This is a genomic window from Mesorhizobium sp. M0058 (assembly GCF_040323095.1).
Lineage (GTDB): Bacteria > Pseudomonadota > Alphaproteobacteria > Rhizobiales > Rhizobiaceae > Mesorhizobium.
Genome location: NZ_JAMYUQ010000027.1, coordinates 1 through 15,758, shown reverse-complemented (window position 1 = coordinate 15,758; position 15,758 = coordinate 1). Strand labels below are relative to the sequence as shown.

The window sequence follows — 15,758 nt, the reverse complement described above, 5'->3', positions numbered from 1 at the left end:
CACCAGCAAGTCGGAAGAGATGTGTGTGATCGCCGATTAGCGTCAGCGTAACGAAGAAGCAGAGCCTGACGCTTCCCTGCCTCTGGAGCTTGGCACCGTTAAGCTTCCAGCAATGTCGCCAGCGGCAGCAAGAAATTCATCCATCTGCTCTTTTGTGCCGATGCTGACGCGGATACAGTGTTCCAAGCCTTTGTCCGGAAAAAACGCGACAAGTATCTTTTGCCTCTCCAATGCTGCTTGCCACCATGAGCCGTCCTGTCCCGCGGGCACACGGGCCAGCAAGAAATTTGCGCGGGAGGGTGTTACGGAAAATCCGAGTTGCGATAGTGCAACTGTCACTCGCTCTCGTTCATCCTTGATGTGCTTGTGGTTGTCTGCGTAGGCGCCGCGATGCGCAAGCACGCTGATACCTACGGCATGCCCGATCACGTTCATGTTGAAGACGTTCTGTATGTTTCGCAGCCTTCCAATAATTTCAGGGTGACCGAAACCGAAACCGACGCGAATGCCGGCGGCGGCATAGCTTTTCGAGAATGACCTCAAGATCAGAAGGTTCGAATACCGGTTGATGAGGCGCAGTCCGTGATCGGGTGCAAAGTCGACGTATGCCTCATCAAGGACAATCAAGCGGTCCGATTGTGCTACGAGGCGTTCGATATCGCTGATCGGGAGGAATGTTCCGGTCGGATTGTTTGGATTGGCCAACATAATAAACTTGGCGTCTTTTGCCGGACCGGAAAGCAATTGCTCCATTGGCAGGGAATGAGCTTGACATCCGATTTCGAGGAACTCAGCGCCCTGAAGCATGGCAAGTTTGCGGTTGAACGAAAACCCTGGCGACATCATCGCAACCTTGTCGCCGTGTGCGAGGAAAGCTCTGTAGATCAGTCCGAGCAGTTCAGACGACCCGTTGCCAGCGATGACCTGATCCCTGGAAACGCCATAGGCGCTGGACGCTGCTTCCCTCAGTCTGGAGTTGTCGTCATCCGGATATAGATACTGGCGCTTGAGGGCCGCCACTGCACTTTGCATTATGATTGGCGGCAACGGAAACGGGTTCTCATTCGTATTCAGCTTGATAAAATTTCCGTCCGGCGCTGGTCCGTTGGACGGCAGAGCATCTAACTGTCGTGTCACTTGCGAAAGAGCCGAAAGCACAGTTTGCAGTTTTGCATCGGACATATTTTACTCCGTTTCAGTCACACAGGGGGCATCCGTATGAGCTCGCAACGAGAGCAACATGGCGGACGAGATTGACGATGGCAGGGTTGCCTTTCACACAATGGTCGCAGCGCCGGCTGACATGGGAATTCGGCCAGGCTGTCCTCGGTCGAATCGAGTTGACGCGGACGCGGATCTGCATCGCTGCGCGGCGCCAAGGCGCTAAGCGGCTCAGCTCATGCCCAGGGTCATGCTTTCAAAGACGCTTGATCTCGACGCCATATTTCCTCAGCACGTAGCCAATCTGACGCGGGGTCAGCCCAAGCAGGCGCGCTGCCTTTGCCTGCACCCAGCCACATCTTTCCATGGCAGCAATGACGCGCTCTATGTCGGGCGTCCTCGCCCCAATTGGGTGGGTTGCGCCGGCAAGCGGGACTGTACTCGCGGCCGAACTGGCGGCCGCGTCCGGCGGCGTGGCCAAATTCGCTGACTCCGACAGGATCGGCGGTGGTTGCAGCGCGGCCTTGCCCGATCTGCACTTCCACAGCGCCTCGGCAAAGCATTGGCCTTGGGAGCAGGCAAAGTCGTTTCTCCCGATTGACAGTCCCTCGGCCAGGATCGCTGTCCGGTGCACGCAATTTTCAAGCTCGCGAATGTTGCCGGGAAACTCACATTTCATCAGCACTTCAATCGCACGCGGATCGAAGGTGAGCGTACAGCCGTTCTCGTCGTTGAACTTCTTGAGAAACTCAGCTGCGAGGAGCGGAATATCGCTGCGCCTTTGGCGCAATGCTGGTACCAGCAAGGGAACCACGTTGATGCGGTAGTATAGGTCGGCGCGGAACTCATTCCTTGCAACCGCCTCTTCCAGGTTCCTGTTCGTGGCGGCAATCACGCGAACATCGACCTTGATGGTCTGATTGCTGCCGACGCGCTCAAACTCCTGCTCCTGCAGCACGCGCAGTAGCTTTGCCTGGAACGAGGCCGAGATCTCGCCAATCTCATCGAGAAACAACGTCCCCTTGTCAGCGAGCTCAAAGCGCCCCTTGCGGGAATTGAATGCGCTTGTGAAGGCACCCTTCTCATGACCGAACAATTCGGATTCCAGGACTGTCTCTGGGAGCGCTGCACAATTGAGTTTAACGAAGGGCCGCTTGGCGCGCGGCGACAACTCGTGAATTGCCTTGGCAGCCAGCTCCTTCCCGGTACCGGACTCACCTCGCAGCAGAACTGTGGTTTTTGCCTTGGCTACGACCGCGATCTTCTCCAGCAGGGCGCTTATCGCCGGACTGTCACCAATCATCCCCTCGACGTGAACCTTTTTGCGCCGGGGTGCAGGGTGCTTAACATCAGAAAATTTCGTTTGCAGCCGATGTTCCAGCTCCGGCGTTCGCTCGCGGTCGGCCGCGGAGAAGCGATGCAACTTGACTGTCTGTCCCACCATGTTGGCAATCATGGTAAGCAGCCGGACATCATCGTCGAGCCGATAGCTTGACCTGCTTTCCAAAACCCAGTCCAAAGTCAGCGCGCCTATGGCGTTCCCATCAACACGAATGGGAACGCCGATGAACGACACGGTGTCGGAGGCCCCAAGCACCTCGATATCAGCGGCAGTGAAGGTCGGATGCATCGCTATGTCCTCGGCGACGAGCGGCGTGTCGGTCGTCACAATCTGATCGATGGCGTTGCGCGGCAGGCGCGACCGGGAGGGCTCATTGCCGTTCGTGCCGCAGCCGCTGGCCACTGTGACGTCCAGTCCGCCCTCGGCATCGCAGAGAGCGATGATGCCGTGCCGCATCTGCACAAACGAGTGCAGGAGATCGACTACCTTGGCCAACTTGAGTTCGAGCCGGGCGGCATCGGCGAGTACTTTCGATATTTCGAAGACGCCGGTTAGCGCGCGCTCGTGCAATGCCACATTCGCAGGATTCGTGTCGGACTTTGGACAACCCTTTATCGCATTCGGCAGCGATATGCCGCAGTCGCGGGCATTCTGTTCTGACTTGCTAATGTTGTGGTGCATGTGATCCTCGATCTCGCGCCATCAAATCTAGGCTGGCGGCATGTGCGCCCGCGACGTCGCGGGCACGCGCGAAAATGCTCCGACGTGAACTCGTGCCGCCGCCGTGTGGTCGAGCGCAAAGCGAGTCCAGCCCTGACGCATCGCTTGGCTACTCCCTCCACGAAGCTTGGCCATGTTATTGGCTTGCCCCGGGCAAACACACGTTGTTTTCAAAAGACTGGAGCGAGGCGGCATAGTCAATCGAGCTTTCTTTCATCTGTGAAAGGAAACCTCGCGGCCTATGATAGGATTCATCAGTTCTATCTTTGCGTTGAAGCAGAAATACCTGGGCCGGCCATGCCTTGCCCGAGCGGCTGACCGCGCGGAGTGTAAATGCGGGGCCGTGCCATTCACCAGCGCCCGCGAAGGAGGGGCGGGAGCGATAATAACAGCCAACGGTACTGGTCCGTTGCTGCCGCAACCGCCATCTTTCTCGAGTTGATCAGGCGGCGGCGATGTCGCGTGTGAAGGCGCGAAGCTGGCGTCGAGTACGACTTCGTAGGCGGTGCTCGCAACTTTATGAATCGCATCGTCGTGGTCAGCACCATCACCAGCCTGGGGCCGAAATCGGCACACTCAATGAGCGTATCGAAAAGTCTGAACGGATTACGATGCGACCGCTTGAAAACGGCTGCCCCTGCTGCGGGCGTTGATTTGCAAAATGGGTCGTCCAAAGGCCGTCCGAATTTATTCTGTGCATTGCAGTGGCTGCATGGTCGTAGGCTGTCTAGAAACGAGCGCTTCCGAACAGGGGTAAGTTAGCCTGTCATCTGGACGGCCTTGAACAGGCGACCTATTGGTACGCGCTGGCGCCAACGATGGGGCCCGGTCCAAAGCCGGCTAACGAGGAACCCACCACGCTCTGTGCAGCAAAACCGCTAGCCAGAGGGATCGACCGGCAGCACTCTGCCACAGACCATCAAGGGCGTTCGGACCGCGGCCTTGCCCGCTGGTCTGACACCGCATTCCTCCATCATTGGCGAGCCCACATCAGTTCAGGTGATGCGGATTCATCTGGCATGGGTATTGCGACGGCGTTGGTGCAGCGTTCGACCGGAGCGCCGCGATAGGGAGAAGCCCGGGAGAAGTCACGCCACCTCGATCCGGTCAGGGAGAGAGAAACAGTGTCAGCTGCACAAGTCCGCGGCGCGAGTCCCGCGCCCCGCAAACCCTTCTACACCAAGCTCTACGCCCAGGTGCTTGCCGCCATCGCGCTCGGCGTCGCAATTGGCTATTTTTATCCGGAGACCGGCGAGAGCCTGAAGCCGCTGGGTGATGCCTTCATCAAGCTGGTCAAGATGATCATCGCGCCTGTCATCTTCCTGACAATTGCGACCGGCATTGCCGGCATGAACGATCTTCATAAGGTCGGCCGGGTCGCCGGCAAGGCAATGGTTTATTTCCTCACCTTCTCAACGCTCGCGCTGATCGTCGGCCTCATCGTCGCCAATGTCGTCCAGCCTGGCGACGGCCTGAACATCGATCCGGCCTCGCTCGATGTCCAGGCCGTGAATACCTATGCCGCAAAAGCCAAAGCGCAGTCGGTCACCGGCTTCCTGATGAACATCATCCCGCCAACGATCGTCGGTGCCTTCGCGGAAGGCGACATCCTGCAGGTGCTGTTCTTCTCGGTTCTGTTCGGTATGGCGCTTGCGATGGCCGGAGAGACGGGCAAGCCTGTCGTTTCCTTCCTCCAGGCGCTCATTGTGCCTGTCTTCAAGCTCGTCGGAATTCTGATGAAGGCCGCGCCGATCGGCGCTTTTGGCGCGATGGCCTTCACCATCGGCAGATATGGCATCGGTTCGGTAGTCAACCTCGCGATGCTGGTCGCGACGTTCTATTTCACCGCCTTCCTCTTCGTGTTCGGGGTTCTCGGCGCAGTCTGCCGTTACAACGGCTTTTCGATTTGTTCTCTCATTCGTTACATCAAGGAAGAGCTGCTGCTTGTCCTCGCAACGTCCTCCTCGGAGGCGGCGCTCCCGTCGCTGATGGAGAAAATGGAGAAGGCGGGCGCCAGGCGTTCGGTTGTGGGTCTCGTCATCCCGGCCGGATATTCGTTCAATCTGGATGGCACGAATATCTACATGACGCTAGCGGCTCTCTTCATCGCACAGGCGACGAACACGGATCTGTCCATCGGCGATCAGGTGCTGCTGCTGCTCGTAGCAATGCTTTCCTCCAAGGGCGCTGCAGGTGTGACAGGTGCGGGCTTCATCACCCTGGCGGCTACGCTCGCGGTAGTTCCGAGTGTTCCCGTTGCTGGGATGGCACTGATACTCGGCATCGACCGATTCATGTCCGAATGCCGGGCGCTGACGAATTGCGTCGGCAACGCAGTGGCATCCCTCGTCGTCGCACGCTGGGAAGGAGAGTTGGACCGAGCACAGATGAAAGCTGCCTTCAGCGGTCATCAGCTTACCGAGGCATCAAACCGGCTACCCTCCTGCAAGTAAGGTGGGCGGCCCACGACCTGTCAAGTCGCTTAGCTGGCCACATAACTGAACGACCGACCCGCAGCCTCTAAACGGCTCCTCACGGACCATGTATCAGAAGCGCTAAATGTGTGAGTGCAAATCTTCACCGCCCTTTAAGCGAATGAGCCTTTCAGTATACCCGGCCGGTTTACGTCTGCAATGATGTTCGTCCAACACGCTGTGCCCATTCGTATGGGGACGTCTTCGTTTTGCCACCCGAAACCGAAACGCGTTAGGCGGACAGAGAGCCGGCCCGCGTCAAAAACCAATCAGAATAGGACCTATGACCAAGCGCCCCACAATTGCCGATCTCGCCCGCGAAGCCCGAGTCAGCGTAGCAACGATCGATCGGGTTCTGAACGCCCGCCATCCGGTGCGCGAGGAGACCGCGCGGCGGGTCCACGACGCCGCCCAGGCGATCGGCTATCATGCTGCCGGGCTAATCAAGCAGCGGTTGCGGCGAGACCTTCCGCACTACCGTCTGGGCTTCATCTTGAGAAAACCGGCCCAGCATTTCTACCAAGATTTTGCGCGCGAGGTCGAAGCATCGGTCAATTTGGCCCAGTCCTTCCACGGCATTCCGCTCGTCGAATTCGCCCCGTCACATATGCCGAGCGACCTGATCGCGCCGCTCAAGGAGTTGGGCGCACGCTGCCATGCAATCGCGATGGTGGCACCGGACCACCCGAAAATCACAGCAGCGGTTGAGGACCTCAAGGCCAAGGGCATTCCGGTTTTCTCGCTGCTTTCCGACTTCGCCGCCGGCGTGCGACAGGGGTATATCGGCCTTAACAACCGCAAGGTGGGGCGCACGGCCGCTTGGATGGTGTCCAAGGTCGCAAAACGGCCCGGCAAAGTGGCGGTGTTTGTCGGCAGCCATCGTTTCCAGGGGCACGAGCTCCGTGACGTCGGCTTTCGCTCCTATTGCCGTGAGAACGCGCCCACGTTCGAGGTGCTGGATCCGGTCATGAACCTCGAGAAACGGCAGATCACCTACGAGGCAACGCTTGATCTCATGCAGCGGGAGCCCGAGCTCGTCGGCTTCTATGTCGCCGGCGGCGGCATGGAGGGCGCGATCTCCGCGCTCCGAGAAGAGGGCAAAAGTCGGGATCTCGTCGCGATCGTGAATGAAATCACACCTGAGTCTCGGGCAGCGCTCGCAGATAACATCGTCACGATGGCGGTCGCCACGCCAATGCGCCGGCTTTGCCAGGAGCTGATAACGCTGATGACACGGGCTATCGAGACCGGCACCGCTGAAACACCCGGACAGACATTTCTGCCGTTCGACATCCATCTGCCGGAAAATATATGAAGGCGGAAGCGCGAGGTAGATTGCCTAGATCCGCAGCGTCAACCTCCACCGGCTTCACTTGCCAACATGCCCCACGTTCTCGTGCAGGGGGTGTGGTCAATGATCCCGCACGGCAAGAGCCGAGCGAGGCCAGCACAGTCCATTTGGGGTCGACCTCGTCGACCGCCATCTCCTCGCCTGGCTGCACGTGAAAAGCCGCGGCACAGCCGGCAAGGTAGGAATTTAACCGGGCTAACCATCTTCTGGGACTTCGCACGCAAATCGAGGCGGCAGTCAATTCAGTAGCAGCCCGGGCGTGTGTTCTGCTCGTTCCGGCCCCTCGCACTTAGCAAGGAACTGCGCCGCTCTGCCGGGCCAAAGGCCCGACGCCCGAAGGGCAACCGCTCCTACGCGATCGCGTCCGCCTCCAGAAGCCGCCATCGAAAAGAATGCTCGCGTCGTCACCACCTACGGCCAAAGCGGGCAATCAAGGCAGCTGGCATCACTCTGCCACACATCCTCGACGAGCAACTCGCCTGAGATCAGCCCCAGAACGTAGGTAACACGCGCCGCGCCGGCGCTTGTCGAACATGCTGATCAGCCTGTCTTACAGGCGGTGATTAGGTGGGGCTCAACATCTTCCGGGACTTCGCACGCGATTTCGAGGTGGCAGTCGGTACCAAGAAACGAAAGGTCGGATCGGCGTGCACGAGACGCTCAATGATTTCAGGCAAAGGCGCCAGGCGAGATGCCTCCTGCAACATCATTTCCCGCATCCACATGCTTGCCGGATCACTATTGTGAAGCTCAGGCCATTGGACGGCTTCCGTGAATGCAGGAGGAGGAAGTGGCGGCGGAAGTTGGACAATCCGCAGGGGTGTTGCTTTTGCGAAATGCTGCGCCAGCCGTAAGGGCATGGTCCCGATGCGGTTGGTGCCTGACAGGACGGGCGGGATCAGGCTAAAGCCCTGTACGACAACTTCGATACGTCTCTCGAAACCGTGCTCGAGCAAATACCATTCCTCCATGGTGGGCTGCCGGGTGTGCCTGAATTTGAGCACAACATGTCCCATGCACAAGTATCGCTCGAATGTAAGTGGCTCCGACAGCTGCTTGTTCGTGCCGCAGCCTACGCCTACGAGCTTATCTTCGAACAGGGCTGCGCGAGGATGTTTCGACATGAACACTTCCGGCATGATCAGAAAATCAACGTCGCCGCGCCGGAGAAGCTCCTCGGGGTCGTCGCAAATAGGCAGACATTCAAAGCGAACGGCGGGAGCTTCCCGCGCAGCGCGCTCTACTATCTTCCTAAAAAATACGAGCGTGATGTAATCGGAAAGCATGATTCGGAAGAGACGATCCGATTGGGCCGGGTTGAAGGCGTCGGGGGAAATAATCGATAGCTGGATGTGCAGCAATGCGTCCCGGACTGCTGGGGCGAGCCCGTCGGCGCGCGGCGTCAAAATGAGCTCGCGGCCGTTCATCGTAAATAGCTCATCGTTAAAATAGGCGCGTAGCCGAGCAACGGCGGCGCTCATGGCCGGCTGGCTCAGGTTGATACTGCGAGCCGCGGCAGTGACTTTACGCTCCCTCATCAGAGCGTCCAGCACAACGAGGAGATTTAGATCCAGCCCTTTAAAACGCATGTCATGTTCTATCCAACGTGTGGATGCGTATCATTCAAACAATCAATTTTACGAATTTACGAGCCATGCATTAGAGGAACGGAAAGTGAGCGACGTCAAGCTCAAATCGACGACACGGGCCGGAACTCGAGAGAGCGTCTGGCTCACCTTCGCCAACGACAACGGCTGAGTGCAGCCACCAACGCCGCTTTGGTCGAGTAATGCGGCCGCAAAAACCAATATGAAGAGAGGTCCTGAATGCGCCATCAGGTGCAGTGGAAGTTGTGCTGGGAAAACGAGTTGCAGCTCTCCGATCACGTTAAGCTCGCCGAGTTCTTTCGTGATACGTACGGGCCGACTGGGGCGTCCAACGCAGAACCGTTCGAAGGTAGTCGAAGCTGGGCCGGAGCCAGGCCTGAACTCCGCGTAATCGCCTATGATTCAAGCGGTGTAGCGGCTCACATGGGCATACTGCGCCGTTTCATCAAGGTCGACGCGGTCGACCTGTTGGTGGCTGAGCTGGGCCTGTACGGGGTACGTCCGGACCTTGAGGGTCTGGGAATCGCCCATTCAATCCATGTCATGCTTCCAATACTGCAGGAGCTTGGCGTTCCATTCGCTTTCGGAACGGTCAGGGACGCGCTGCGGAATCATGTTGAGAGGTTCGGACGGCGATACAGCCCTATGGCCGTTTTGTCGGGAATTCGCGTGCGCTCCACCCGACCAGAGGCCCGCCTCGACCTGCCGCCCACACGCATCGATGACGCACTCACCATTGTTCTGCCAGTTGGACGGCCGATCAGCGAATGGCCCACGGGCACGATGATAGATCGGAACGGACCAGAGCTATGAGCCGGTCCGATTGCTTGTACGAAGTGCGCCGTGAGTGCTCTGACGGCACCGGCCGTCGAAGCGTTTATCTGACGTTTGACGACGGTCCCAATCCACTTTTCACACCGGAGATTCTCGACGTGCTGGCAGAGCAGCGGGTGCCGGCGACTTTCTTCGTCATCGGCGCCTACGCCTTAGAGCACCCAGATCTAATCCAACGGATGATCGCAGAAGGGCACGAGGTAGGCAACCACACGATGTCTCATCCGGACCTGTACCAATGCGGTTTCGGCGAAGTGCAACGTGAGGTCTTTGAAGCGAACGACGCCATCGTGAGAGCGTGCCCGCAGGCCTCGGTCCGCTTTGTTCGCGCGCCCTACGGCGCCTGGAGCGAAGAAGTCTGCACAGCATCACAGATCGCCGGGCTGGCGGCCCTTCATTGGTCCGTCGACCCTCGAGATTGGTCTCGCCCTGGAGTCGAGGCGATTATTGATACAGTGCTCGCCTCTGTCCGGCCGGGCGCAATTGTACTCTTGCACGACGGATGCCCTCCCGGCGAGTTGAGCCAGGGCGCTCACGCCGGCATGCGCGACCAGACGGTCACGGCGCTGTCCCGGCTGATTCCAGCACTGCGTGAGCGCGGATTTGTAATCCGCTCACTTCCTCAACATCACTGAACAAACGAGATCCCATGACACTTCTTGGTACAACCAGCACTGTGGCCATTTCGCTTTATGCACTGCTCTCGACTGCCTATAAGAGCATGCAAGGGCTTTATGCTATGCCGACAAAGGATTCGTCGGCGTTGGAGGTTCTCGTCGGCTCCGACAAACTGCCCAGCGTGGATGTCATCGTCCCCTGCTTCAACGAGGATCCGCGCACGCTTTCAGAGTGCCTGGCTTCCATTGCAGACCAAGAATACGCCGGAAGACTTCGGGTCTATTTGGTTGATGACGGTTCTGGAAATCGCGAAGCCTTAGGAACTGTCCACGAAGACTACGCGCGCGACCCTAGGTTCGACATCATTTTGCTTCCCGAGAATGTTGGAAAGCGCAAGGCGCAGATCGCCGCGATACGCCGCTCATCAGGGGATCTGGTGCTTAACGTTGATTCAGACACGGTACTCGCACCCGACGTCATTTCCAAGCTTGTACCGAAGATGCGAGATTCAGCGGTCGGCGCAGTCATGGGTCAGTTGACGGCCAGTAACCGAACCGAGAGCTGGCTGACCAGGCTGATAGACATGGAGTACTGGCTGGCTTGCAACGAGGAGCGCGCGGCACAGGCTCGCTTCGGTGCCGTTATGTGCTGTTGCGGCCCATGTGCCATGTACCGCCGGTCTGCGCTCCTTTTGTTACTGGACCAGTACGAGTCGCAATTTTTTCGGGGCAAGCCAAGCGACTTCGGTGAGGATCGCCATCTCACTATCCTGATGCTGAAAGCAGGCTTTCGAACCGAATACGTTCCGAGCGCCATCGCGGCCACAGTCGTTCCGAACAGACTCGGACCGTATCTGCGCCAACAACTCCGTTGGGCACGAAGCACATTCCGGGACACGCTGCTTGGGCTGCGCTTGCTGCCTAGCCTAAATAGCTATCTCACGTTGGACGTGGTCGGACAGAATCTCGGCGCGCTACTCCTCGCCCTATCGGTATTAACGGGCCTCGCACATTTCGCACTGACAGGCACTGTGCCTTGGTGGACAGGACTGATGATTGTGTCCATGACCATGCTCCGATGCAGCGTGGTAGCATTTCGTGCTCGACAATTTCGATTTCTTGGCTTTTCGCTGCACACGTTCATCAACGTCTTTCTCTTGCTTCCGTTGAAGGCCTACGCGCTGTGTACCTTGAGCAATAGCGATTGGCTGTCACGAAGCTCTGCTGTCGCTACATCGAACACTGGGGGAAAACAGGCCCCCACCCAAACTCCGATCACTGGTTCCAGCAGGGCAGAATTCTCGCCCCATTCGGCTCCGCTTCGCAGGCTCAATCTTGCGCGGGATTCTTCGGAATTAGTCCTGTCGGACAACATTTGCGGCGACGAGTGATCGCTACTTACCTGATGGACGAGAGGTGCACGAGTTTGACCCAGAACGCGAATCATCAGTTGCTTGATCGGGAATTGGCCGCAGACGATCCGTGGCGCCTCGACGGCAATCCGTTCGAGCAGAAGCGCCACACGCAAATGCTCCAGCTGGCGCTTGCCCAAGGCTCCATTACAAATGCCCTCGAAGTCGGGTGCGCTGCCGGCGCATTCACGGAAAAACTAGCCCCCTACTGCCAAGGGCTCACCGTCATCGATGTCGTGGCGCAAGCGATTGCTCGAGCACGTCAACGGATAAAGGAGCCGTCGCGCATCAACTGGATAGTCTCCGATGTTCAACAGTTTTCGACCAACGAGTTGTTTGACCTGATCGTTGTGGCGGAGGTCCTCTACTACCTCGGAGACATAGCCGAGATGCGCGCGGCCGTCAAAAACCTGGTGCGGGTGCTTGCGCCAGGCGGGCATCTGATCTTCGGATCGGCAAGGGATGCTAATTGCCGTCGCTGGGGTCACGCCGCTGGTGCTGAGCCGGTCATCGCCATGCTGAACGAAACGTTGATCGAGGTAGAGCGTCTTGAGTGTCGGGGCGAGTCGGTCAACGAAGACTGCTTGCTCGTCCGTTTCCGGAACCCGATTTCCGCTTCCTGATGAATCGAATCTATCGCCGTTAACGTGGAGACACTATGCGCATCTGTGGTACCAAGCTGACCCATGATGGGGCGATCGCCCTGGTCGAGGATGGACGGCTCGTCTTCTGCGTTGACCAGGAAAAGCGGCACAACGATCCGCGTTACCAATCCATCGATAATCTCGACGCAATTGTTGCCGCTTTAGCGGAGCAGCGGCTAGATCCTTGTGATGTCGATCAGTTCGTTATCGACGGCGGGGATGGCGAAGACGAGTCACAGTTTCAGGTCGGCAGGCAACCAAGCAACCGCCAGTTTTGTCGTCCCTCTCGGTAAAATGAACCCATGTCCATGGTAGCGATCGACCTTACTGACGTAAGCAAAACTTATGACAAGCTCGTTGTCGACAGGCTGTCGTTCCGCGTTGCGGCGGGGGAATGCTTCGGGCTCTTGGGACCGAACGGCGCGGGCAAAAGCACGATTGCGCGTATGGTCCTCGGCATGACATCGCCTGATGCGGGGAAGATTACTGTGCTCGGCGCTCCAGTGCCGGCGCGCGCGCGTTTGGCACGTATGCGCATCGGCGTGGTCCCGCAGTTCGACAATCTTGATGCCGCGTTCACTGTACGCGAGAACCTGTTGGTGTTCGGGCGCTACTTCCGGATGAGCAGACGCCAGATCGATGCGGTCATACCATCGCTGCTTGAGTTCGCCCGCCTCGAGAACAAAGCGGATGCGCGCGTCGCCGAACTGTCCGGCGGCATGAAGCGGCGCCTGACGCTCGCGCGTGCGCTGATCAATGACCCGCACTTGCTGGTGATGGACGAGCCGACCACCGGCCTCGATCCGCAGGCCCGCCACCTGATCTGGGATCGGCTGCGATCGCTGCTGGCGCGGGGCAAGACTATTCTTTTGACTACCCATTTCATGGAAGAGGCCGAGCGGCTGTGCGATCGGCTGTGCGTTATGGAGGAGGGGCGCAAGATCGCCGAAGGTCGCCCGTCCGAACTCATTGACGAGCAGATCGGCTGTGACGTGGTCGAGGTCTACGGCGGCAATCCGCATGAACTGGGTGCGCTGATCCGGCCGTACGCACAGCGCATCGAGGTGAGCGGTGAGACGCTTTTTTGCTATGCACCCGATCCGGAGCAGGTGCTGGCGCAGCTACGCGGGCGCACGGGTCTACGCCTTCTGCAGCGTCCCCCCAATCTCGAGGATGTGTTTTTGCGGTTAACCGGGCGCGAGATGGAGGACTGAACAATGGGCGAACGTTATGCGGCGGGCATGCCCGCCAATGCGTGGAATTGGGTCGCGGTTTGGCGCCGCAACTATCTTGGATGGAAGAAAATCGGGCTTGCATCGGTTCTCGGCAACCTCGCCGATCCGATGATCTATCTGTTCGGTCTCGGCTTTGGCATCGGAACAATGATAGGTCCTGTTGAGGGCACTTCGTACATTGCGTTTCTCGCGGCTGGCATGGTTGCCACAAGCGTGATGGCATCGGCGACCGCTGAAACGGTCTACGGGAGTTTCGGCCGCATGGGCGACCAGCGCACCTGGGAAGGAATGCTATGCACTCAGCTGACGCTCGGCGATATCTTACTCGGCGAATTGGCGTGGGCAGCCACGAAGGCCCTCATGGCGGGCACAGCAATCACTATTGTTGCCACCACGCTCGGATACGCATCGTGGCCATCCATCCTCTGCTTGCTGCCAGTCATCGCTCTCAATGGCCTCGCCTTCGCGAGTCTAGCGATGGTCGTCACGGCGCTTGCGCCCAGCTATGAATATTTCATATTTTATAATACGCTTGTTATTACACCCATGCTGTTCCTTTGCGGCGCGATGTTTCCGGTCAACCAATTGCCCGGCGCTTTTCAGTATGCTGCCTCCTTATTGCCGCTCGCACATGCAGTCGACCTCATTCGTCCAGCGATGCTTGGCCGTCCGATTGACAAAATGGGCCTGCATATCGGCGCGCTTTGCATATACACGGTTTTGCCCTTCTTCTTTTCGATTGCTCTTTTTCGTCGAAGGCTGATGCGTTGACGCTACTCACCATTCGAATTGGATGTTTGGGCGCAACCCATTCACACGCCGCCTAGATCAAGACATGCGTTTTAAAGGACTCGATCTGAACCTCCTCGTTGTGTTGGACGCTCTGGTCAGGGAACGTAAAGTCACCGCGGCGGCCCGCAGTATTAACCTGAGCCAGCCGGCAATGAGCGCCGCCGTTGCTCGGTTACGCGCCTATTTCAGCGATGAGCTATTTACGATGAGCGGCCGCGAGCTCATTTTGACACCGCGCGCTGAGGGGCTCGCCCCAGCAGTCAGGGAGGCATTGCTGCACATCCAGCTATCGATTATTTCCTGGGACGCCTTCAACCCAGCCCAATCGGATCGTCGCTTCCGGATCATCCTTTCCGATTACATCACGCTCGTATTTTTTAAGAAGATCGTAGAACGTGCTGCGCGGGAAGCTCCCGCCGTCCGCTTTGAATGTCTCCCTATTTCCGACGACCCCGAGGAGCTTCTCCGGCGCGGCGACGTTGATTTTCTGATCATGCCGGAAGTATTCATGTCGAAACATCCTCGCGCAGCCCTGTTCGAAGATAAGCTCGTATGCGTAGGCTGCCGCACGAACAAGCAGCTGTCAGAGCCACTTACATTGGAGCGATACTTATCGATGGGGCAGGTTGTCCTCAAATTCGGGGACACCCGGCAGCTCTCCGTCGAGGAATGGTATCTGCTTGAGCACGGTTTCGAGAGACGTATCGAAGTTGTCGTACACGGCTTTAGCCTGATCCCGCCCGTTGTATCCGGCACCAGCCGCATCGGGACCATGCCCTTACGGCTGGCGCAGCATTTCGCAAAAACAACACCCCTGCGGATTGTCCAACTTCCGCCACCACTTCCTCCCGCATTCACGGAGGCCATCCAATGGCCTGCGCTCCACAATAGTGATCCGGCAAGCTTGTGGATGCGTGAAATGATGTTGCAGGAGGGATCTCGTATGATTCCTCTGCCTAAGAGCACCGGACGTCTCAGTTGTCCGCAAATTGAGAAACTGCTCCCCCCTCGACTATGAGAGGAGGCATGGATGGCGATTGGAATTGGGAGATTCCTGCATTGTCGAGAACGATGTGGAGAGAGCTGATGCTTCAGCCTAAGAGGTAGCAGCGATGCTGCGGCTGCATGAACTTGGCTGGTGGAGCGAACCGATGGGCGAAGGAATTCGGGTGCGCGCGCAACACGGTGCGTCGGTATCTCCGCCACGGCGGGACCGTTCCGTTTGGTAAACCTGTTCGGCCGACCGCGTTGACGGGCTGGACGATTGGCTGCGAGAGCGCTTGTTTCCGGTCCCCGCCGCCTGCGAGCCCGCAACTGCTCAGCAGAAGGGCGAAGCGAACGAGAGTGCATCCATTTCGTAAATGTGTGCCTATCCAAGCAATCGATTTCTCCAATTGTCCGATGACGAATATGAACGACTCAGGCAGGGACATCATTAGGAGTATTTTTCGATGGCAAACATTATCGAGGGTGGCGCGGGTGCAGAAACACTCATCGGCACCGATCGTGAAGATTGGATGGAGGGTTTCCAGGGCGGTGACTGGATTGACGGTCGTGGCGGCAACGACG

11 protein-coding genes and 5 pseudogenes are annotated in these 15,758 nt (G+C 58.2%); 13 read left to right on the top strand and 3 right to left on the bottom strand.

Going from position 1 to position 15,758, the window contains the following annotated elements; translation table 11 throughout:
* Window positions 1-42: 42 nt before the first annotated feature.
* Window positions 43-1,182 (bottom strand): histidinol-phosphate transaminase, encoded by a 1,140-nt coding sequence (gene hisC / locus NKJ75_RS30405; RefSeq protein ID WP_352500562.1) that lies wholly within the window; start codon window positions 1,180-1,182, stop codon window positions 43-45.
* 235 nt (window positions 1,183-1,417) lie between these two features.
* Window positions 1,418-3,184, bottom strand: a complete 1,767-nt coding sequence (gene nifA / locus NKJ75_RS30400; RefSeq protein ID WP_352500561.1) for a nif-specific transcriptional activator NifA — start codon at window positions 3,182-3,184, stop codon at window positions 1,418-1,420.
* A 1,163-nt stretch (window positions 3,185-4,347) separates the two neighbouring features.
* On the opposite strand from nifA, the gene NKJ75_RS30395 reads away from it, so the two are divergent.
* The 3 genes and pseudogenes from NKJ75_RS30395 to NKJ75_RS32910 form a co-directional block, all read left to right on the top strand.
* Window positions 4,348-5,676 carry a dicarboxylate/amino acid:cation symporter gene (locus tag NKJ75_RS30395; protein WP_023706359.1) on the top strand — a complete coding sequence of 443 codons (1,329 nt, stop codon included), beginning with the start codon at window positions 4,348-4,350 and terminating at the stop codon, window positions 5,674-5,676.
* 304 nt (window positions 5,677-5,980) lie between these two features.
* Window positions 5,981-7,012, top strand: coding sequence for a LacI family DNA-binding transcriptional regulator (locus NKJ75_RS30390; RefSeq protein WP_023672231.1), 1,032 nt, complete (start codon window positions 5,981-5,983; stop codon window positions 7,010-7,012).
* Between the two features lie 291 nt (window positions 7,013-7,303).
* Window positions 7,304-7,531 (top strand): annotated as a pseudogene (locus NKJ75_RS32910) (IS1634 family transposase); the annotation flags it as partial.
* A 206-nt stretch (window positions 7,532-7,737) separates the two neighbouring features.
* Here NKJ75_RS32910 and NKJ75_RS30385 read toward each other — a convergent pair.
* Window positions 7,738-8,637, bottom strand: a pseudogene (locus tag NKJ75_RS30385) (LysR family transcriptional regulator); the annotation flags it as partial.
* A 237-nt stretch (window positions 8,638-8,874) separates the two neighbouring features.
* Here NKJ75_RS30385 and NKJ75_RS30380 point away from each other — a divergent pair.
* From NKJ75_RS30380 to NKJ75_RS30335, 10 genes and pseudogenes are all read left to right on the top strand, one after another.
* On the top strand, window positions 8,875-9,468 hold the full coding sequence (locus NKJ75_RS30380) for a NodA family N-acyltransferase (RefSeq protein ID WP_023694280.1): 594 nt from the start codon (window positions 8,875-8,877) through the stop codon (window positions 9,466-9,468).
* Entirely contained in the window at window positions 9,465-10,124 is a 660-nt protein-coding gene (gene nodB / locus NKJ75_RS30375; protein WP_352500560.1) for a chitooligosaccharide deacetylase NodB, read from the top strand. Before NKJ75_RS30380 ends, nodB begins: the two co-directional genes overlap by 4 nt.
* A 14-nt stretch (window positions 10,125-10,138) precedes the next feature.
* Window positions 10,139-11,497, top strand: a complete 1,359-nt coding sequence (gene nodC, locus NKJ75_RS30370; RefSeq protein WP_023806352.1) for a chitooligosaccharide synthase NodC — start codon at window positions 10,139-10,141, stop codon at window positions 11,495-11,497.
* A 35-nt stretch (window positions 11,498-11,532) separates the two neighbouring features.
* Window positions 11,533-12,141, top strand: coding sequence for a nodulation methyltransferase NodS (nodS, locus tag NKJ75_RS30365; protein ID WP_023806353.1), 609 nt, complete (start codon window positions 11,533-11,535; stop codon window positions 12,139-12,141).
* A 35-nt stretch (window positions 12,142-12,176) separates the two neighbouring features.
* Window positions 12,177-12,410, top strand: a pseudogene (locus NKJ75_RS30360) (carbamoyltransferase N-terminal domain-containing protein); the annotation flags it as partial.
* A gap of 54 nt (window positions 12,411-12,464) precedes the next feature.
* Entirely contained in the window at window positions 12,465-13,376 is a 912-nt protein-coding gene (gene nodI, locus NKJ75_RS30355; protein ID WP_023706355.1) for a nodulation factor ABC transporter ATP-binding protein NodI, read from the top strand.
* Window positions 13,377-13,379: 3 nt separating this feature from the next.
* The gene (locus NKJ75_RS30350) at window positions 13,380-14,168 is read left to right on the top strand and encodes an ABC transporter permease (RefSeq protein WP_023806355.1); all 789 of its coding nucleotides are present in this window, start codon (window positions 13,380-13,382) and stop codon (window positions 14,166-14,168) included.
* 64 nt (window positions 14,169-14,232) lie between these two features.
* Window positions 14,233-15,207, top strand: coding sequence for a LysR family transcriptional regulator (locus NKJ75_RS30345; protein ID WP_023806356.1), 975 nt, complete (start codon window positions 14,233-14,235; stop codon window positions 15,205-15,207).
* 8 nt (window positions 15,208-15,215) lie between these two features.
* A pseudogene (locus NKJ75_RS30340) lies at window positions 15,216-15,475 on the top strand (hypothetical protein); the annotation flags it as partial.
* 165 nt (window positions 15,476-15,640) lie between these two features.
* Window positions 15,641-15,758, top strand: a pseudogene (locus tag NKJ75_RS30335) (calcium-binding protein); the annotation flags it as partial.

Coding starts and splice junctions, on each gene's coding strand:
- nodI (WP_023706355.1), top strand. CDS start 12,465: ATGTCCATGGTAGCGATCGACCTTACTGACGTAAGCAAAACTTATGAC.
- hisC (WP_352500562.1), bottom strand. CDS start 1,182: ATGTCCGATGCAAAACTGCAAACTGTGCTTTCGGCTCTTTCGCAAGTG.
- NKJ75_RS30350 (WP_023806355.1), top strand. CDS start 13,380: ATGGGCGAACGTTATGCGGCGGGCATGCCCGCCAATGCGTGGAATTGG.
- NKJ75_RS30380 (WP_023694280.1), top strand. CDS start 8,875: ATGCGCCATCAGGTGCAGTGGAAGTTGTGCTGGGAAAACGAGTTGCAG.
- nodC (WP_023806352.1), top strand. CDS start 10,139: ATGACACTTCTTGGTACAACCAGCACTGTGGCCATTTCGCTTTATGCA.
- nodB (WP_352500560.1), top strand. CDS start 9,465: ATGAGCCGGTCCGATTGCTTGTACGAAGTGCGCCGTGAGTGCTCTGAC.
- NKJ75_RS30390 (WP_023672231.1), top strand. CDS start 5,981: ATGACCAAGCGCCCCACAATTGCCGATCTCGCCCGCGAAGCCCGAGTC.
- nifA (WP_352500561.1), bottom strand. CDS start 3,184: ATGCACCACAACATTAGCAAGTCAGAACAGAATGCCCGCGACTGCGGC.
- NKJ75_RS30345 (WP_023806356.1), top strand. CDS start 14,233: ATGCGTTTTAAAGGACTCGATCTGAACCTCCTCGTTGTGTTGGACGCT.